This window comes from Nostoc sp. (assembly GCF_036917435.1).
GTDB lineage: Bacteria > Cyanobacteriota > Cyanobacteriia > Cyanobacteriales > Nostocaceae > Nostoc.
This window is the reverse complement of sequence record NZ_JBALDM010000048.1, coordinates 18,035-33,970: the sequence shown is the minus strand read 5'-3', so window position 1 is coordinate 33,970 and position 15,936 is coordinate 18,035. Positions and strand designations below refer to the sequence as shown.

Sequence of the window (15,936 nt, the reverse complement as noted above, 5' to 3'; positions counted from 1 at the left end):
CGCAAGGTATATTAATTTTTACCTATAGTTCAGTTAATGCTATCTTAACGTTTTAGGATTTAGTGTAATAATTAAGTCTTGCCTACTGACAGATAAAGGTGGACAAGATAACCACCCTACAATATTAGGTAATTTATTTGTTGGAAATATCTTGTAACCAACTATGATTAATTTTAATTCCTCGGCTTTGCATTACCTCTTCAAACAAATTTGTTGGCAGTGCTTCTTCCACAGCAAAAACACCTGGTTTATTGAGTTTACCTTCTAGCAATAATTGGGCAATACTACCTGTGCCACAACCAGAAGCCATTGCTGTATTTTCATGCACAAGGGTTGAACAATAAACGGCTGTTACACCATTTTTTTGCCCTGTAACTTCTGAACGAACTGCTACCCCAATTCCACTAAAATTATTAGTGACATCTGTCATCGAATGACTGACATGAGATAGGAATTCAATCATGTAACGGCGCTGCATTAACCACTTGGGAAAAATATGTGCTGCAATCCAAGTTAGGTGATTGTAAAAATCGGGAATAGATCCAAATTTAGTAATTACAGTTTTTACTGATGGGAAAGCTTTGGGTAGTGTAAAAGTTTCTGGCATATCAAACCAGTAAACTCCGCTACGTTGATATGGAGGTGGAAACTCAACTGTTTCTCTTTCACTATAAGGCTTGATTATCTCCCATTTTCCATCTATCCAAGCCTCAAAAGGATACTGCAACCCCAAAAAAGTTGTCCGCATCACTGTAATGCCAGCACCACCAGAACCGGAAACTAAATAACTTAAATGGATTTTTTCTGGTTTATCAAATTGTTCAACACCTTGACGTACCATGCTATTAGAAATACCAGGAAAAATGCCAGTATTAATAATTGCTGTCACCCCAGCAGCAGCAGCTTGTTCATGATAATTGAGAGCTTTGCTGGTATAAGAACGATGATCGCTGACATCTACATAATTAACGCCTTGAGCAATACAGGTTTCAAGAACATTAGTATCTCGATAATGAAATGGCCCAGCACAATGGATGACTAAGTTAGAGTTTGCGATCGCATCTTGCAACTTGTCAAGTTCTGCCAAGTCCAATACCAAAAACTGTACTTGTCCGCCTGAAGACAAGCTAACAGCCTTGCCAAACTCCGCAGAACGTCCAGTAATTGTAATTTGAGCCTGCGTATGAGTAGCTAGATCCTGAGCAACACTGCTACCAATCCGCCCTCGTCCACCAAGAATTAAAACGTTATCTGTCATTACTCCAGATTCGCAATACTAACCTTATTTCATCAGTTTTGCGTCCTGTTTGCCATCGGTTACAAGTATGATTTATACCATTTCATGAAATTTCTGCAAGTTCGTAGTTAGGACTTTAGTCCTTATTTTCTAGGCACTAAAGTGCTTATAGCGGTTCTCAGTTGAATGAGGTAGAAGAACCCCACCCCCAACCCCCTCCCCGCAAGCGAGGAGGGGGCTATGATTTACCTTATTTGATTAGGTAGGAAAACCTATACTACAAACTATTAAAAAACTTGACAAATTACTACGTTTGGGATTCAATTTGTCTAACTACCGTTAGCGCCGAATAACTCACCCCAGCAGTACCTTCGCCGGGATGGGTGGAGTCACCAACTAACCACAAATTCTGGATGGGTGTACGATTGGCGAATCCAAAGGGGCCAAAAGTAGGAATTCTTTGACCGATACCGCCAACTATACCGCGATCGCGGCCTGTGAAATGGGCAAAGGTGCGAGGTGTTGCGGCTTCTTGATAAATAATCGTTTCTGGTTTGAGATAGAAGTATTGGGCAAGACGAGCGATCGCTTCTTGGGTAAACTTTTCTTTTAGTCCTTCATAATCTTCAGTCTGCCACCACTGTGCAGGATCGACAAATGAAGAAGCAATAATTGTCGCTTTCCCCAACGGTGCGCGGCCATCTCCAGGATGACTGACGGAAACAAATAGGGAATTATTCTCGCCAATGGGGCCATCAGCATCATACAAAAATTGCAGGTGGGGAGGACACCCAACTGGAATAGCGCTAGCATCTACACCCAAATACACCACAAATGCACCCGATGCTTGGGGTAGTTTTTCCACCCGGTTTTTATATCCAGATGGCGCTTGTTCTCCTAATAATTGCACCAAGTTTTGCACGGTGACGTTGCTAACTATGTGTTCGGCTGCTTCTGTCCAGACTTCGCCAGTTTTCTGATTTTTAATGACTACAGCAGTAGCTTTACCGTTTTCTACTTTGATTTGTTCTACAGTGTGGCGCATCAATAATTTGCCGCCATCTCTTTCTAAAGATTGTACCAAGCGATCGCTCAATACTTGCATACTTCCCTGGAGATGAAACAATCCTTGGGGCAGTTGGGATACACTCAATGCTGTGGCGGCGTAAAGTAATGCTGTATTATCTGCATCTACCTGGGAGTATAGCTTTAATTGCAAATCTAAAAAAGTCCTCAATCGCTGGTCATTTCCCAGCCCACATAACCGTAAAGCATCTCCTACCGTAAACAAAGTGAAGGGTACGGTAATTAATGTACTAGGACGTACCGCTTGCATTAGCTGCCACAAATCCCATAAATTACGTGGTGGTAGCACCGGATCGCGTCCTTGAAATTCCCAACTGGCATTAAACAAAGTTGCCATCAATTGCCAAAACGGTTCGCTACCAGGAAACTGTTTTTGTCGTTCCTCTTGCCATTTCTTTTGGTTGCGCCAAACGTTAATCGGTGTGCTTTCCCCAGGTAAATAGACCGCACAAGCAGGGTCACAAGGCGTTGCTGCTGGTAAATCTATTGACAATTCTGAGAAAATGCGGTGGTGAATTCCCCCTGGTTCCAACCCCGCCACCTGAGTTGCGCCCACATCAAAGGTAAATCCCTGGCGTTTAAACGTGGAAGCACAGCCTCCCGGTACGAGGGCTTGATCCAATATTAAAACGCTGTAACCTCTATGAGCTAATAATGCTCCAGCAGTCAGTCCACCTATGCCGGCACCAATAACGACAACACGAGAGTTACTTTTGTCAAGAGGTATGCTGGACATTGATTAGTTTCTTTAAATTTCTTAATACTTTTACTTATAATTTTACCTTACTCTCTAAGTTGAATGGGGTCGAAGGGTGCTGGTGTACACAAGTCATTGAATTACCCCCCTTAATCCCCCCTTATAAAGGGGGGAAACCGGAAAATCTGGTTCCCTCCCCTTTACAAGGGGAGGGTTAGGGTGGGGTAAATTTACGCCTAAATGCAAGTGAGTAGACTGTTTCAGACTTGTGTATACACCATTTGACACGCTACCCTAAACCCAGAAAATTGGAAATCAACGGCAACAGATTGCTGCATTGTTCAACCAACTTTGTAGCACTGGGTAAACTAGAAATTGTCCCTTTTAAAATCTTTATCGCCGTTTTCGCCGCCTTTTGCATTGCCCCTTGTTGAGGACTTTTCCCGGCTTCTGCTAAAGCTTTCACCTGTTCTAATGCCTCAGCTTTATCTTCTTGCGGTAAGTTTGTATCAGCCTCAATAGCTGCTTGCAATTGCGTCAACAATTCCTTAATTCCTGGTTTATCTGGTTCGGGAGACGCTGGTAACTCGTTGATGGTATTTGTTACAATATCACCTAAATTTAAAGCTTGCCCACTGGCATTAAAATCTCTGCCAACACTGCCAATTTCAATTTTGCGGCTGGCATCATTGCTGTTAGTCATATTTTTATTCTCTACTTTATTGTCAACTTGAATATTAATAGGTTTATTAGCTAATAATCTTACAATCTCTGTCATCTCTCCACTTTGTTGGCGATAAACGACTATCTGCTCATCTTTAGCCTGTAGTTGTGCTTTATATTTTTCTTCTACAGCTTGCAATGCCAGTTGATAATTTTGTGTAAAATCACTATGAATCTTTTCTTTATCAGCACCATCAGGTACACCAACCTTAACGACAACAACGCCATCGCCTTTATTTTCAATACTCTGTAGGGCTAACTCTGTGTCTTTATTTTGATTTTTTACATTTTCAAAAGCATTAACAAAAGCCTTCCAATCAATGCCATTACGGAAAATTAAATCAACAGTATTTAAAACCTCTTCAAACAGCTTAGTAAATTCTCCTGGTTGAAAGTAGCCACTACTGGGTCAGCGTTCGCGGTCATTAGTTCTAGGTTTAGGGTTTTCGAGAAGATAGATAAAGCGACAATCGACATTATCTAATTTGGTTGTACTTTCAATATTCCACGCTTCCACACAAGCACCAGTCATTTGGGCGCTAGTGAAGTTAGTACCTACAGCTTGAGCTAGAGTTAGGTTTGCACGCTCTAAACAAGCTCCTTGAAAAGTAGCTTCACTAATATCAGCATTTTTTAGATTTGCCTCTTTTAAATCTGCACCTATGAGGTTAGCACCTTTTAAGTTAGTACCAGCATAAAATTTTCCTCTACCATTGCCAGTTATTAGCAAATTGAAAACACCTCGGTTAGCTAATATTGAGTGGTCTACTCTAGCAAAGTCCAATTTTTTAGCTGCATAAAAACGAGTGCGTGTTAGGTTGACCTTTCTAAAATCTGTATTTATTAGAATTGCACCAGTCAAATCAGCATCAGTTAAATCAGCATTACGAAAACTTGTACCACCTGTAGCAGCAAAAGCGATCGCAACTGAGAAAATTAAATTAGGCTTTTCATTTTTAGCTAAAGCCCGGCATCCTATATAGCTACCTAAAATTACTAAAATTAAAGTCCAAGAGCAAGCCCAAATTAAATCTACCCAAGCCCAATTCCAAGACCATATTGGCTCAGAAGATAAATACTTCCATCCATGTCGAATTAAAACCCTGGTTATAGACCCAGTTATTCCACCAGACAAGAAGCCTAATACAACAATCTCAGTCAATTTTTTTGCAAAAGTTTTAGATAATACTAAGCTTAGTGCTACTATTCCAGATATAACTATTGCAACAAGTATAGATGAAATTATAGCTTGTATCCAGCGACCAAAAACTTGATATTTATTTAGATTTAGGATGGCGCTAATTGCAGCCGGAAATACCAAAACTATCAAAGTCAAGATGATAGTTACTAAAGATGATGTCAGACCTTTCCAAATAGTGATGAAAATAAAGACTGATAGCATTCCAATCATAACTAGACCGAGAAGAAAAGCATTTTGTTGAAATGCTCCCTTACCCAAACGCCACCAAGTCAATCCATTGGTTGTAGCACAAATAAACAATGATAGAAATGCAACAAGAAACAAACCTACTATCCAACTAATTACCCAATAATCTTGTAATCCGGCTTTAGCTCCTGTAAAATCAGCATCTTTAAGAATCGCGTTGGTAAAATTTGCCCCTCTAATATCTGCCTTGCTAAAGTTTGCCCCAGTCAAATTTTGACCTTTAAAAGAGCGACCTTGAAGATTTTGACCGGAGTAGTCTGGCGGCATAATCACTAATTCGTAATTTGTAATTCGTAATTCGTAGTTAAGAAACTCAGATTAAATCTGGGTTTGCTTGAATCTGGTGACAAATTTTAAATAATTGGTATTACTGAGATTTTATACAACTTTGCTGTGCAATATTCCCGATTTTGGGAAATTTTCATCAATACAGCAGATTACAACTTGGTGAGGTACAGATAATCGTAGGGGCACAACATGTTGTGCCCCTACCCGTGTACCCGCTTAGTAAAACGTAATTCCCACACTACGAATCAAGTTCTTCTTTGGTAACAGATTGTTCAACAGGAGTACGTATTCCTTCAAAAATATCCTCTCGCATTCCAGGAACTTGCAGTATGTGCAACGTTTCTTGAATTGCGTTCCAGTCTTCAAGAGCAACAAGTACCGCTTGATTTGGATGACCACTAATTATTACTGGTGTGTGAGATTTTGCACTTTCATTAATGACAGCATCAAGGTACTGAAGAACCATTAACCATTAACATTAATTACATCCATAATTTCAACCTCTTTTTTATCAAGGTGGTTAGAAGGAACCCGTCGTAGTCATTGCTTGACCAATACTTTTAAGAATTTGCAATATATCATAGACCTCTCTAGCAGAGGTAAACAGAGCAAAGACCCGCGATAGTTCGTATTGAGGAGTAGGTGTTTGCCTCAATTTAATAAATAAAATATTGTCTCCGTTAGTCAACATCCCAAACACAGGTTTATCAGGTTGAGGGTTAGCCATTAAATAAGCTAATGCTTGTGGCAAAGCTGACCAAACCGAAAGCGTAGTTTTTTTAGACTCTAATACCATCACCCACAACTGATTTTGCAGCACTAAAACCTCAATCCGTCCACGCAGTATTTCTTCTCCATCATTTAGCACTAACTCTACTGATGACTCGGCAGCAATTTTAAAAGGAGGATCGTAAAATCCTGCGATCGCTAATAATGGAGATACCACTAACAACATCACTGTCCCCTCTAACAAATCACCTTCAGCCCGATGATATAGATATCTGCGCCGCAGTACATCTAGTAAGGTTTTTTCAGCTTCAGTAATTTGAGGTAATCCCTCATACCACTCTGGGAAAAACTGCTCGTCTTCAATGCGGACTACACCAAATCGGGTATGGGCATCTTTTAAGCTGGTAATCGCTTCTGTGTGTGTTATGGCTTTTCACCTTCCTGTTGCTTTCTGCCCATATCAGCTAAAGTAACTTGATTAGCATAAATTTTTCTTTTGGCGATCGCAGCTACTCAACTACTCTAAAATTAGATTACACCACCAAACAAGAACCTCCAGATGACCAGAGAATTTAATGTCATTATAGAACGCGACTCTGAGGGTTATTTTGTTGCATCCGTGCCTAGTCTAGCTGGATGTCATACCCAAGCCAAATCTCTAGACGAACTGATAGAGCGGATTAAAGAAGCTATTGAACTTTGTTTAGAGGTTGAACAAGAAAACACCGAAGCATTAGAGTTTATCGGTGTGCAAAGGGTTTCTGTTCAAGTATGAGTAAACTACCGAGTTTGACTGGGCGAGAAGTAATTACAGCGTTAAAAAAAGCAGGTTTTGAGGTAGCAAGAATCCGAGGAAGTCACCATTTTGTAATACACAGTGATGGTCGTCGAAGCGTTGTTCCAGTGCATTCTGGTGAAACAATTGGTTCTGGTTTGTTAGCGCAGATACTCCGTGACTGTGAGATTAGCCGTGGTGAATTCCGGGAACTATTGTAAAAATAGGTAAAACTTACCCTTCCTGTCTCATGGACTTCTCTATATATAGTGTGAGATTATTCAATTTTTTATTGCACCAGAACTACTACAATTACTATTGATGCTAGATAATGGGAAGGCTTTGACATTTTCTTCCCAATCTAGCCCGGAAACAATAACTAAGACTTATGCGAACTCACTATTGCGGCGAACTCCGAAAAGAACATATTGGAGAAACTGTTACCTTTTACGGATGGGTAGACCGTCGCCGCGATCACGGTGGTGTGATATTTTTAGATTTACGCGATCGCACTGGAATAGTTCAAATCGTCAGCGATCCGCAACGCACCCCAGACTCTTATGAAGATGCTAACGCCCTGCGAAATGAATATGTTGTCGAAATCACAGGTAGGGTAACGCAACGTCCCGAAGAATCCCTCAATCCCCGCATCCCAACAGGCGAGGTAGAAATCTACGCCGATAAAATTCAACTCCTCAATGCTGTCCGCAAACAGTTACCTTTCCAAGTTTCTGTAGCTGATACCGAGACAGTACGGGAAGACTTGCGGCTAAAATATCGTTATTTGGATTTGCGACGCGAACGCATGGCGCAAAATTTGCAACTGCGTCATCAAATTGTTAAAGCCATGCGTCGTTATCTGGAAGATTTGGAAGGTTTTATTGAAGTTGAAACCCCAATACTTACCCGTTCTACCCCAGAAGGTGCGCGGGATTATGTTCTACCCAGTCGCGTCAATCCTGGTGAGTGGTATGCTTTGCCGCAATCACCCCAGCTATTTAAACAATTGCTGATGGTATCCGGCTTAGACAGATATTATCAGATTGCCCGTTGCTTTCGTGATGAAGATTTACGTGCCGACAGACAGCCAGAATTCACCCAGTTGGACATGGAAATGAGCTTCATGTCTCAAGAAGAAATTATCGAACTAAACGAGAACTTAGTTTGTCATATTTTCAAAACCGTTAAAGGCATTGAGTTACAGCGCCCTTTCCCTCGTCTAACTTACGCCGAGGGGATGGAACGCTACGGGAGTGATAAACCAGATACCCGCTATGGTTTAGAATTAGCCGATGTCTCAGATATTGTCAAAGACTCTGGTTTCAAAGTCTTTCGAGACACTGTTACTAATGGTGGTGTTGTCAAAATCCTGCCGATTCCTAACGGTAACGATGTAATTTCTAACGTCCGCATTAAACCAGGCGGTGACTTATTTAGAGAAGCCAGCGAAGCTGGCGCTAGGGGTTTAGCTTTTATCCGTGTCAGGGATGATGGCGAAATTGACACCATTGGGGCGATAAAAGACAACCTCAGCGCTGAACAAAAAGAAGAAATTTTACGGCGTACAGGTGCAAAAGCTGGACATTTGCTCTTATTTGGGGCAGGGGAAGCTGCTACAGTTAATAAAACATTAGATAGATTACGGCAAGCGATCGCTAAAGAGTTTAACTTAATCGATCCAGAAAAAATCAACTTGTTGTGGATTACAGACTTCCCCATGTTCGAGTGGAATGCTGATGAGAAGCGCTTAGAAGCATTACACCACCCATTCACAGCACCGCACCCTGACGATTTGAGCGATTTAAAGACTGCACGCGCCCAAGCTTACGACTTGATACTTAACGGCGTAGAAGTTGGCGGCGGAAGTCTGCGGATATATCAGCGAGAAATTCAACAGCAGGTATTTGAAGCGATTGGTTTATCTCCTGAAGAAGCACAAAGTAAATTTGGCTTTCTTTTAGAAGCATTTGAATATGGTACACCACCGCATGGTGGCATTGCCTACGGTTTAGATCGTTTAGTGATGTTGCTAGCTGGAGAAGAATCAATTCGAGATGTCATTGCTTTTCCGAAGACACAACAAGCGCGTTGTTTGTTAACAGATGCACCTTCAAGTGTAGATGCAAAACAGTTGAAAGAATTGCACGTTGCTTCGACTTATAAACCAAAGTCTTAGTGAACTAATAAATTGTCTAAGTAAGATTTGGTTGGGGTACCAATCCCCATTCAAATCTTCCTAGTACAATCAGTGTCGAATCCCCAGTCTCAAATGCAATGGAAGTTTTCTTAGCTAATATTAATCATCTTGAAAGTGTTTCAGTACTATTTGATCGGTATCGTATTTTTTACAATCAGCTATCAAATATTGAAGCTGCTAAACAGTTTCTCAAAGAACGTTTTAATAATAATGACTCGCTAGTGTTTGCAGCTAATGACAATGGGGAATTAGTTGGATTTACTCAGCTTTATCCCAGCTTTTCTTCAGTGTCAATGAAACGAGTATGGATATTGAACGATTTGTATGTAGAAGAGTCGTATCGCCAGAGGGGAATTGCAAAATTATTGATGAGTTTTGCAGAAGAATACGCAAAAGAAAGTGGAGCAATTCGAGTAATTCTATCTACTCAAATTTCTAACATAACCGCGCAAAAACTCTATGAAGCGCGAGATTATATTAAAAATGAAGAGTTTTACCATTACGTTTTACCGTTGCAGTAGTAGCATGACAACAAACAAACTCAAAGCCTTAGAGCTTTTTGCTGGTATCGGTGGGTTTCACCTGGGTATGGCAAATGCTAATATTCAAACAGTATGGGCGAATGATATTAACGAACTTTGTTGTAAAGTTTATGAAAGTAATTTTGGCAAAGACTCTATTGTTTTAGGCGATATCAACAAAATTTCCATATTAGACATTCCCAATCATGATATTTTAACTGCTGGCTTCCCTTGTCAACCGTTTAGTCCTGCTGGTAAAAAACTTGGCGTAAGAGATATAGTTAGGGGAACACTATTTGAGCGCATTATAGAAATCTTAGATCAGAAGCAGCCAAAATATTTTTTTTTGGAAAATGTCAAAAGACTTTTGACAATGGAAAATGGCTATCATTTTAGAGTAATTTTAAATGCACTTTCTGAATTAGATTATTTTATTGAATGGCGAATAATAAGCCCATTGAGCTTTGGTATCCCTCAAAATAGAGATAGGATTTTTATCTTTGGTACAAAATTAGACTCAGTTGATATAACGCCTAATACTCTAGAAAAGCTATCAGTTTTTTTGACCAAAGAAGACAATATTTTATTACCAAATATTAAAGCTCCATTGGTAAAATACATGTTGCCAATCATGACAAAGAAAAGTAAAAATGATAATTGGGGAATTGCCTATAAAAATCAAATGTTCACTCAAAATATTTCGTTATTGCCTGAAATAAAGCCGAGAAAGAAGCTTCAGAATATTCTTCAGGATGAGTCAATAGTGGATACTCAGTTTGATTTTACTGCCGACACGCTGGAGCGAATTAAGCAAAGTAAGCCTGTAAATCGTTATTGTAATGGAGTTGAAATTTTGTACAACCAAGATGGAGGCGCGAGACTTGGTTATACTATATTTGGAACTAATGGCATTGCATCAACATTGACTGCTTCAACATCAAGGCATTATGAACGCTACCAAGTAGGTGATAAATTTCGACGTTTAACTAATATTGAATATGCCAGACTTATGGGTTTTCCTGATGATTGGTGTCAAGTTGCCAGAATTTACGATCAATACGCATTATTTGGAAATGCTATCGTACCAGCTTGTGTAGAGTGGGTGTGCAAAAGAATCGGTCAAAAAAACTTTGAATTGAGTAAATCTGGTTGGCAACAATTAACTTTGGCTATTTAAAAAATGGAAGTGCTAACCTTATCCTCCCTCAAAATTGCTGCACGAGATTTTTGTGTTGTACTTAGCGCAACACCGATTCCTAATTTGTATGGCGTTACAGATGGCAAAGCAGTAGGAACGTATGTTGAGTTGAATTTTAATCAATATTTGTCTACAAAGTATGAATACACCCTTGGTAGCGCCGCTTTAGGAATTGATTTTCCCGGATTAGAAGTTGATTTAAAAGTGACATCAATTCGTCAGCCCCAATCTTCTTGTCCCTTTCGGAATGCCAGTCAAAAAGTCTATGGATTAGGATATAATCTGCTGATATTGGCTTATGAAAAGATTGATGAGCATAGCTCCCGCACAGCCAATTTAAAATTCCAGAATATAGTCTTTGTGTCAAGAGAAAGAACTGGAGATTATCAAACAACCTACGGGTTAATAGAAATCTTACGCCGTAATGGTAACAAAGAAGATGTAATAGCATTTTTAGAGGAACGCAACTTCCCATTAGATGAAATTGGGCGTGAAATACTTGCAGAAAGAATTTTGCAGCAACCGCCAGAAATTGGCTACCTGACAATTTCTAATGCATTACAGTGGCGGTTGCAATACAGTAGGATTATCCAGGTGGCAACTACGACGACAACAGTAGGTGTAGAAAATCTATTGGTAGGATGAAGAGGAATAAAAAAAACCCGCCGTAGCGGGTTACACAACAAACTAAGAACAATGAAAACTTGATTTAGCTGGAATACCTCATTTCAGCTTCCAGTTGACGAATCAGTTGCTCGTCGCCCTTTATTTTGGCTACTTGCAAGCGATGCTCTAGGCTTTTTTGAATATTCTCTCTGTGAGCTTCTCGTGCTTTTCTCGCACTTTGTAGTCTACCTTGATTCATAATGATTACCCTGTTAATTATTTCACTTTATGTCTGTTATTGTTAACATAACACATATTCTGTAGCTGTTGCTACAGAATATTATGACTTAATGTATTTTTTAACAAAAATATGTCTGAAAAGAAGATGGGTGAACAACGACTCATGACTTTTTTAAGCGATTTTGGCGATCGCGATATCTATGTAGGCATAATGAAGGGAGTCATAGCCCAAATCAATCCTAAACTGACAGTAATAGACTTAACACACCAAATTCCGCCGCAAGATATCGCCGCAGCCAGGTTTTGCTTGATGAATGCTTATCCCTATTTCCCCGTTGGGACAGTGCATCTGGCAGTAGTAGATCCGGGTGTGGGAAGTAAGCGGCGAGCGATCGCAGTAGAATTTGCTCAAGGGTTTCTAGTAGGCCCAGATAATGGTATCTTTAGCGGAGTACTTAGTCAAAGCCCTGCGATGTCTACGACGGGCTACGCCTACGCAGCCGTTGAACTTACAAATCTTAACTATTGGCGAACTCCTCAACCAAGCAAAACTTTTCACGGTAGAGATATCTTTGCACCAGTGGCAGCTAATCTTGCTAGTGGTGTCCCCCTCAAACAGCTAGGACAAGAAATTGATCCAGCAAGTTTAGTCAGACTAGATATAGCCGAGTGCAAGCAGACAAGCAATGTTGTAGTGGGTTGCATTCAATATATTGACAACTTTGGCAACCTAGTGAGCAACATTCCAGCGAGTTACGTACAAGGCAAAACTTGGTATGTGCAAGCTGCTGGGTTAAGTATACCAGGTTGTAAAACTTACGGTGATGTCAACCTGGGAGAGGCAGTAGCTTTAGTTGGCAGTCACGGCTGGGTAGAAATTGCCATTAATAGCGGCAATGCTCACTTACAGTTACATTTAGATTGGCAAAAAACGCTTCAAGTTGTGCTAACTTAAATCCCGCACCTCGTGAGTGCCACATCCAAAGAAACACCAAAGTTATATCCTCTCTCCACAGTTGGCAGATGTCCAGGAGGGAAGGTTTTAAAGTTTGGTTCCTTGCCAGGTTTATACTCGTATCTTTTAGTTTGCTGATTATAGTTCCACTGAATCAGCCACTCACCAGTTAAGGTTTGCCATCCAACCGCGTCATACATCTTGCGATAGTCGTTTTTTTGTTCCTTCAAAATCTTTTCTTGAGCGCTAAAGCCCAACTTTCCATCACTGGCTGTACTCCAAAGCTTGTCAATGGTTTTCAAATCAACACACGAAAGTGCATTCATTTCATCTTTGCCAATAGCACCCTCTGCTTGTGCCTTAGCCCCAGCAACATCTAGCATTCTTAGGTAAGTTTCTCGATCAGATTGTTGCCAATCTTTGCTTTGTAAATATTTCTGCAACTGGCTGTAATCGACACTGCGGGCAGTAGTAATTTCTACTTGTTTCAATGAGCTAGAATTAGCAGTTGTATTGACTAAAGCATTGTTTTCTGGACTTTTGTTCTCAGACTTAGACCGCGTTAATGAATATCCAATCCAACCTAAAACAGCAAATATACCGATAAGACTTGCTGTAATTAGTAAAGTTAGTGTCAGAACAGTCTGATTATTCTTTGCCATTTTTGGATGCTGCTGATTACTTTGAATGCCCCAGGATGAATTTAGTCTAACCGCTACTACATCGATGTATATATTGTCATATAGCGTTTTCTAATCACATGAGATACATCATAGCCCCTCCCCGCAAGCGATGAGAGGGTTGGGGGTGGGGTTCAGTACCTACTCAACTGAGAACCGCTATATTATCTCTCTATTATTTCTTAACAGGTCTATTTTACAATGTCATCTTTTTGGAGAGAATAAGATACTTATCAGTCTCCTGAAGCCAAGCTAATAGGAATCTCAATTTTAAACTCAGCCCCTTGTTCTGGTATTGATAAACATGTAAGTTTTCCTTTATGCTTCTCTACTATAATCTGATAGCTAATTGATAACCCTAACCCTGTACCTATCCCTACTGGCTTAGTTGTAAAGAAGGGATCAAACAATCTTTTTAGCACATTCTCTGGAATTCCAACTCCATTATCAACAAACCGAATTACGACCTTTCCTTTTGGAGATACCTGAGTACAAATACGTATAATACTAGGTGCTTCTTGCATCTGCTCAATCGACCGCTTTGCATCCCTTTGTTCTAGTGCGTCTAAAGCATTAACCAGAATGTTCATAAAAACTTGGTTGAGATGCCCTGCATAGCATTCTACTAAAGGTAGGTTGCCATATTCCTTGATGATTTCAATTGCTGGACGGTTATGTTGTGCCTTGAGGCGATGTTCTAGAATTACTAAAGTGCTATCAATACCTAAGTGAATATCCACAGATTTGCATTCTGCTTCATCCATACGAGAGAAATTTCGTAATGAAAGAACGATTTTTTTAATCCGATCTGCCCCCATTTTTATTGATGAGAGTAACTTGGGCAAATCCGTCATTAAAAATTCTATGTCAATGGCTTCTATCTGTTCTTGAATCACCCTTACGGGATTAGGATAATGTTCTTGGTAAAGCTGAATCAAACGGAGCAAATCCTTAATATATTCGTTAGCAGGCTCAATATTACTGTAGATAAAGCTCGTAGGATTATTGATTTCGTGAGCAACTCCAGCAACCAATTGACCGATAGAGGACATTTTTTCGCTTTGGAGTAAATGAGCTTGGGTGCTTTGGAGTTCTTTAAGAGTATGCTCTAAATCTTGCGCTTTTTGCTGTAAAGTTTCTTCCACAGCTTTGAGTTCGCTGATATCCCTGGCGATCGTTGAGAAATATTCAATTTCTCCACCAGGTGATTTGTGGGCAATAATCAGTTGGGATATAGGAATTTCTTGTCCATCTGCTTTTAAAAGAGCCGTTTCTCCGACCCAATCACCGACTCGAACTGATTCTGGTAATCCTTGATTCTGGATAATTTCATTTGCCCATTTCGGATAATTTTGGGAAAAATGTCTCTCCAGAAGTGATTCTTCTTCCCCTAACTCTAACATTTTACGAGCTGCTTTATTAAAGTAAAGAACTCGCCCAGTTAAGTCAGAAGTGCTGATAAAGTCTGGTGCTGCTTCTAGAATTGCTAACAACTTCGCCTGTTCTTTTTGGGCTTGTTTATACTCACTAATATCACGAGCTACACCAACAGTCATGATCACTTGACCTAGTTCGTTACAGATGGCAGATTTAATTGTATGGAATAGGCGTACTTCACCATCGTACCGAGTTACTGGCTCTTGGGGAATTTCTAGAGTCTGTCCAGTTTCAAATACGTAAGCATCATCTTTGATGTATTGTAGGGTATGATCTGGTTCACTGAATGGTGCATCAATCATATTTTGAAGCTGTGACTCACTCATGCCGTAATAATCACGGAATGCCTTATTTGCCCAAATAATTTGAGATCTAGCACCTTTAACCAGCACCATATCTGTAATTGCATCAAGAATTTGCTGATAGGTTTTTTCGTTTTCGCGCAGAGTGCTTTCAAAAGATTTTACTTTTGTAATATCCTGTACTGTTGAGATAATAGTAATTACCTCGCCATCAACGTTAGTTATAGGAATGTGACACCAATCACAAATAATTACTGTTCCATGTTTTGTCAGGTTTTTACTTAGATTATTACCTCCCACTTTTTCTTCAACTAATAACTCCATTGTTTTGATGACCTGTACTCTTTCACTTTCTGACACAATTATTTGTGCTAGCTGACAACCGAGTACTTCACTTTTGCTGTATCCAAATAGTTTTTCAGCAGCCGGATTCCATTGTATTACTTGAAATGCCGTATTCCACTCAATTAGAGGCAAAGGATTACGTTCTATAAGTAATAAAAATTTATCTTGCAACTGTTTCAAATCTTGTTCTGCTAATTGATGCCCAATCTCTTGACTATTTCTACTGACTTCATCAACTTTTCGTACTTGACTTGCAGAAAAATCATTACCCGATTGAATGCCTTGCTGTTGAAAGTTCATCCTATCTAACTGACTAATAGATTTGTTTGACTCTTAAATCTAGGATTCCCTATTCTTTGGATAATGTAACATTCCTCTTTTTCATAAAATACTAGGACTTACGCATTGACAGAAAAGACCAAGTATAGATGATTGGAAAACCAGATACGTCGTAGGGGCAATTCATCAATTGC

General features: G+C 39.9%; 14 protein-coding genes and 1 pseudogene. 7 read left to right on the top strand and 8 right to left on the bottom strand.

Annotated features, from left to right (window positions below; genetic code table 11):
• Positions 1–133: 133 nt before the first annotated feature.
• The 5 genes and pseudogenes from V7K98_RS24195 to V7K98_RS24170 form a co-directional block, all read right to left on the bottom strand.
• Complete coding sequence (locus tag V7K98_RS24195) at positions 134–1,258, bottom strand: saccharopine dehydrogenase family protein (protein ID WP_335026504.1); 1,125 nt, start codon at positions 1,256–1,258, stop codon at positions 134–136.
• A 286-nt stretch (positions 1,259–1,544) separates the two neighbouring features.
• On the bottom strand, positions 1,545–3,059 hold the full coding sequence (crtD, locus tag V7K98_RS24190) for a C-3',4' desaturase CrtD (RefSeq protein WP_335026502.1): 1,515 nt from the start codon (positions 3,057–3,059) through the stop codon (positions 1,545–1,547).
• 250 nt (positions 3,060–3,309) lie between these two features.
• Positions 3,310–5,457 (bottom strand): annotated as a pseudogene (locus tag V7K98_RS28975) (pentapeptide repeat-containing protein).
• A 259-nt stretch (positions 5,458–5,716) separates the two neighbouring features.
• Positions 5,717–5,944 carry a type II toxin-antitoxin system Phd/YefM family antitoxin gene (locus tag V7K98_RS24175; RefSeq protein ID WP_335026496.1) on the bottom strand — a complete coding sequence of 76 codons (228 nt, stop codon included), beginning with the start codon at positions 5,942–5,944 and terminating at the stop codon, positions 5,717–5,719.
• 54 nt (positions 5,945–5,998) lie between these two features.
• Entirely contained in the window at positions 5,999–6,634 is a 636-nt protein-coding gene (locus tag V7K98_RS24170; RefSeq protein ID WP_335026556.1) for a type I restriction endonuclease subunit R, read from the bottom strand.
• A gap of 132 nt (positions 6,635–6,766) precedes the next feature.
• Between V7K98_RS24170 and V7K98_RS24165 the strand changes: the two genes are divergently transcribed.
• From V7K98_RS24165 to V7K98_RS24140, 6 genes are all read left to right on the top strand, one after another.
• Positions 6,767–6,982 carry a type II toxin-antitoxin system HicB family antitoxin gene (locus V7K98_RS24165; protein ID WP_335026494.1) on the top strand — a complete coding sequence of 72 codons (216 nt, stop codon included), beginning with the start codon at positions 6,767–6,769 and terminating at the stop codon, positions 6,980–6,982.
• On the top strand, positions 6,979–7,203 hold the full coding sequence (locus tag V7K98_RS24160) for a type II toxin-antitoxin system HicA family toxin (RefSeq protein ID WP_335026492.1): 225 nt from the start codon (positions 6,979–6,981) through the stop codon (positions 7,201–7,203). The genes V7K98_RS24165 and V7K98_RS24160 overlap by 4 nt, the downstream gene beginning before the upstream one ends.
• Before the next feature lie 167 nt (positions 7,204–7,370).
• Positions 7,371–9,158 (top strand): aspartate--tRNA ligase, encoded by a 1,788-nt coding sequence (gene aspS / locus V7K98_RS24155; RefSeq protein ID WP_335026490.1) that lies wholly within the window; start codon positions 7,371–7,373, stop codon positions 9,156–9,158.
• 98 nt (positions 9,159–9,256) lie between these two features.
• Positions 9,257–9,700 carry a GNAT family N-acetyltransferase gene (locus V7K98_RS24150; protein WP_335026487.1) on the top strand — a complete coding sequence of 148 codons (444 nt, stop codon included), beginning with the start codon at positions 9,257–9,259 and terminating at the stop codon, positions 9,698–9,700.
• A gap of 4 nt (positions 9,701–9,704) precedes the next feature.
• Positions 9,705–10,877: a DNA cytosine methyltransferase gene (locus tag V7K98_RS24145; RefSeq protein ID WP_335026484.1), complete on the top strand. Its 1,173-nt coding sequence runs from the start codon at positions 9,705–9,707 to the stop codon at positions 10,875–10,877.
• 3 nt (positions 10,878–10,880) lie between these two features.
• Positions 10,881–11,543: a restriction endonuclease gene (locus V7K98_RS24140; RefSeq protein ID WP_335026482.1), complete on the top strand. Its 663-nt coding sequence runs from the start codon at positions 10,881–10,883 to the stop codon at positions 11,541–11,543.
• A 64-nt stretch (positions 11,544–11,607) separates the two neighbouring features.
• Here the strand turns inward: V7K98_RS24140 and pirA are convergent, their stop codons facing one another.
• The gene (gene pirA, locus V7K98_RS24135; protein WP_335026480.1) at positions 11,608–11,763 is read right to left on the bottom strand and encodes an arginine synthesis PII-interacting regulator PirA; all 156 of its coding nucleotides are present in this window, start codon (positions 11,761–11,763) and stop codon (positions 11,608–11,610) included.
• A 111-nt stretch (positions 11,764–11,874) separates the two neighbouring features.
• Between pirA and V7K98_RS24130 the strand changes: the two genes are divergently transcribed.
• Positions 11,875–12,699, top strand: a complete 825-nt coding sequence (locus tag V7K98_RS24130; RefSeq protein WP_335026478.1) for an SAM hydrolase/SAM-dependent halogenase family protein — start codon at positions 11,875–11,877, stop codon at positions 12,697–12,699.
• Here the strand turns inward: V7K98_RS24130 and V7K98_RS24125 are convergent.
• Positions 12,696–13,361: a GUN4 domain-containing protein gene (locus V7K98_RS24125; RefSeq protein ID WP_335026476.1), complete on the bottom strand. Its 666-nt coding sequence runs from the start codon at positions 13,359–13,361 to the stop codon at positions 12,696–12,698. The two genes, V7K98_RS24130 and V7K98_RS24125, sit on opposite strands and share 4 nt — an antisense overlap.
• A gap of 251 nt (positions 13,362–13,612) precedes the next feature.
• Positions 13,613–15,763 (bottom strand): PAS domain-containing sensor histidine kinase, encoded by a 2,151-nt coding sequence (locus V7K98_RS24120; protein WP_335026473.1) that lies wholly within the window; start codon positions 15,761–15,763, stop codon positions 13,613–13,615.
• Positions 15,764–15,936: the final 173 nt, after the last annotated feature.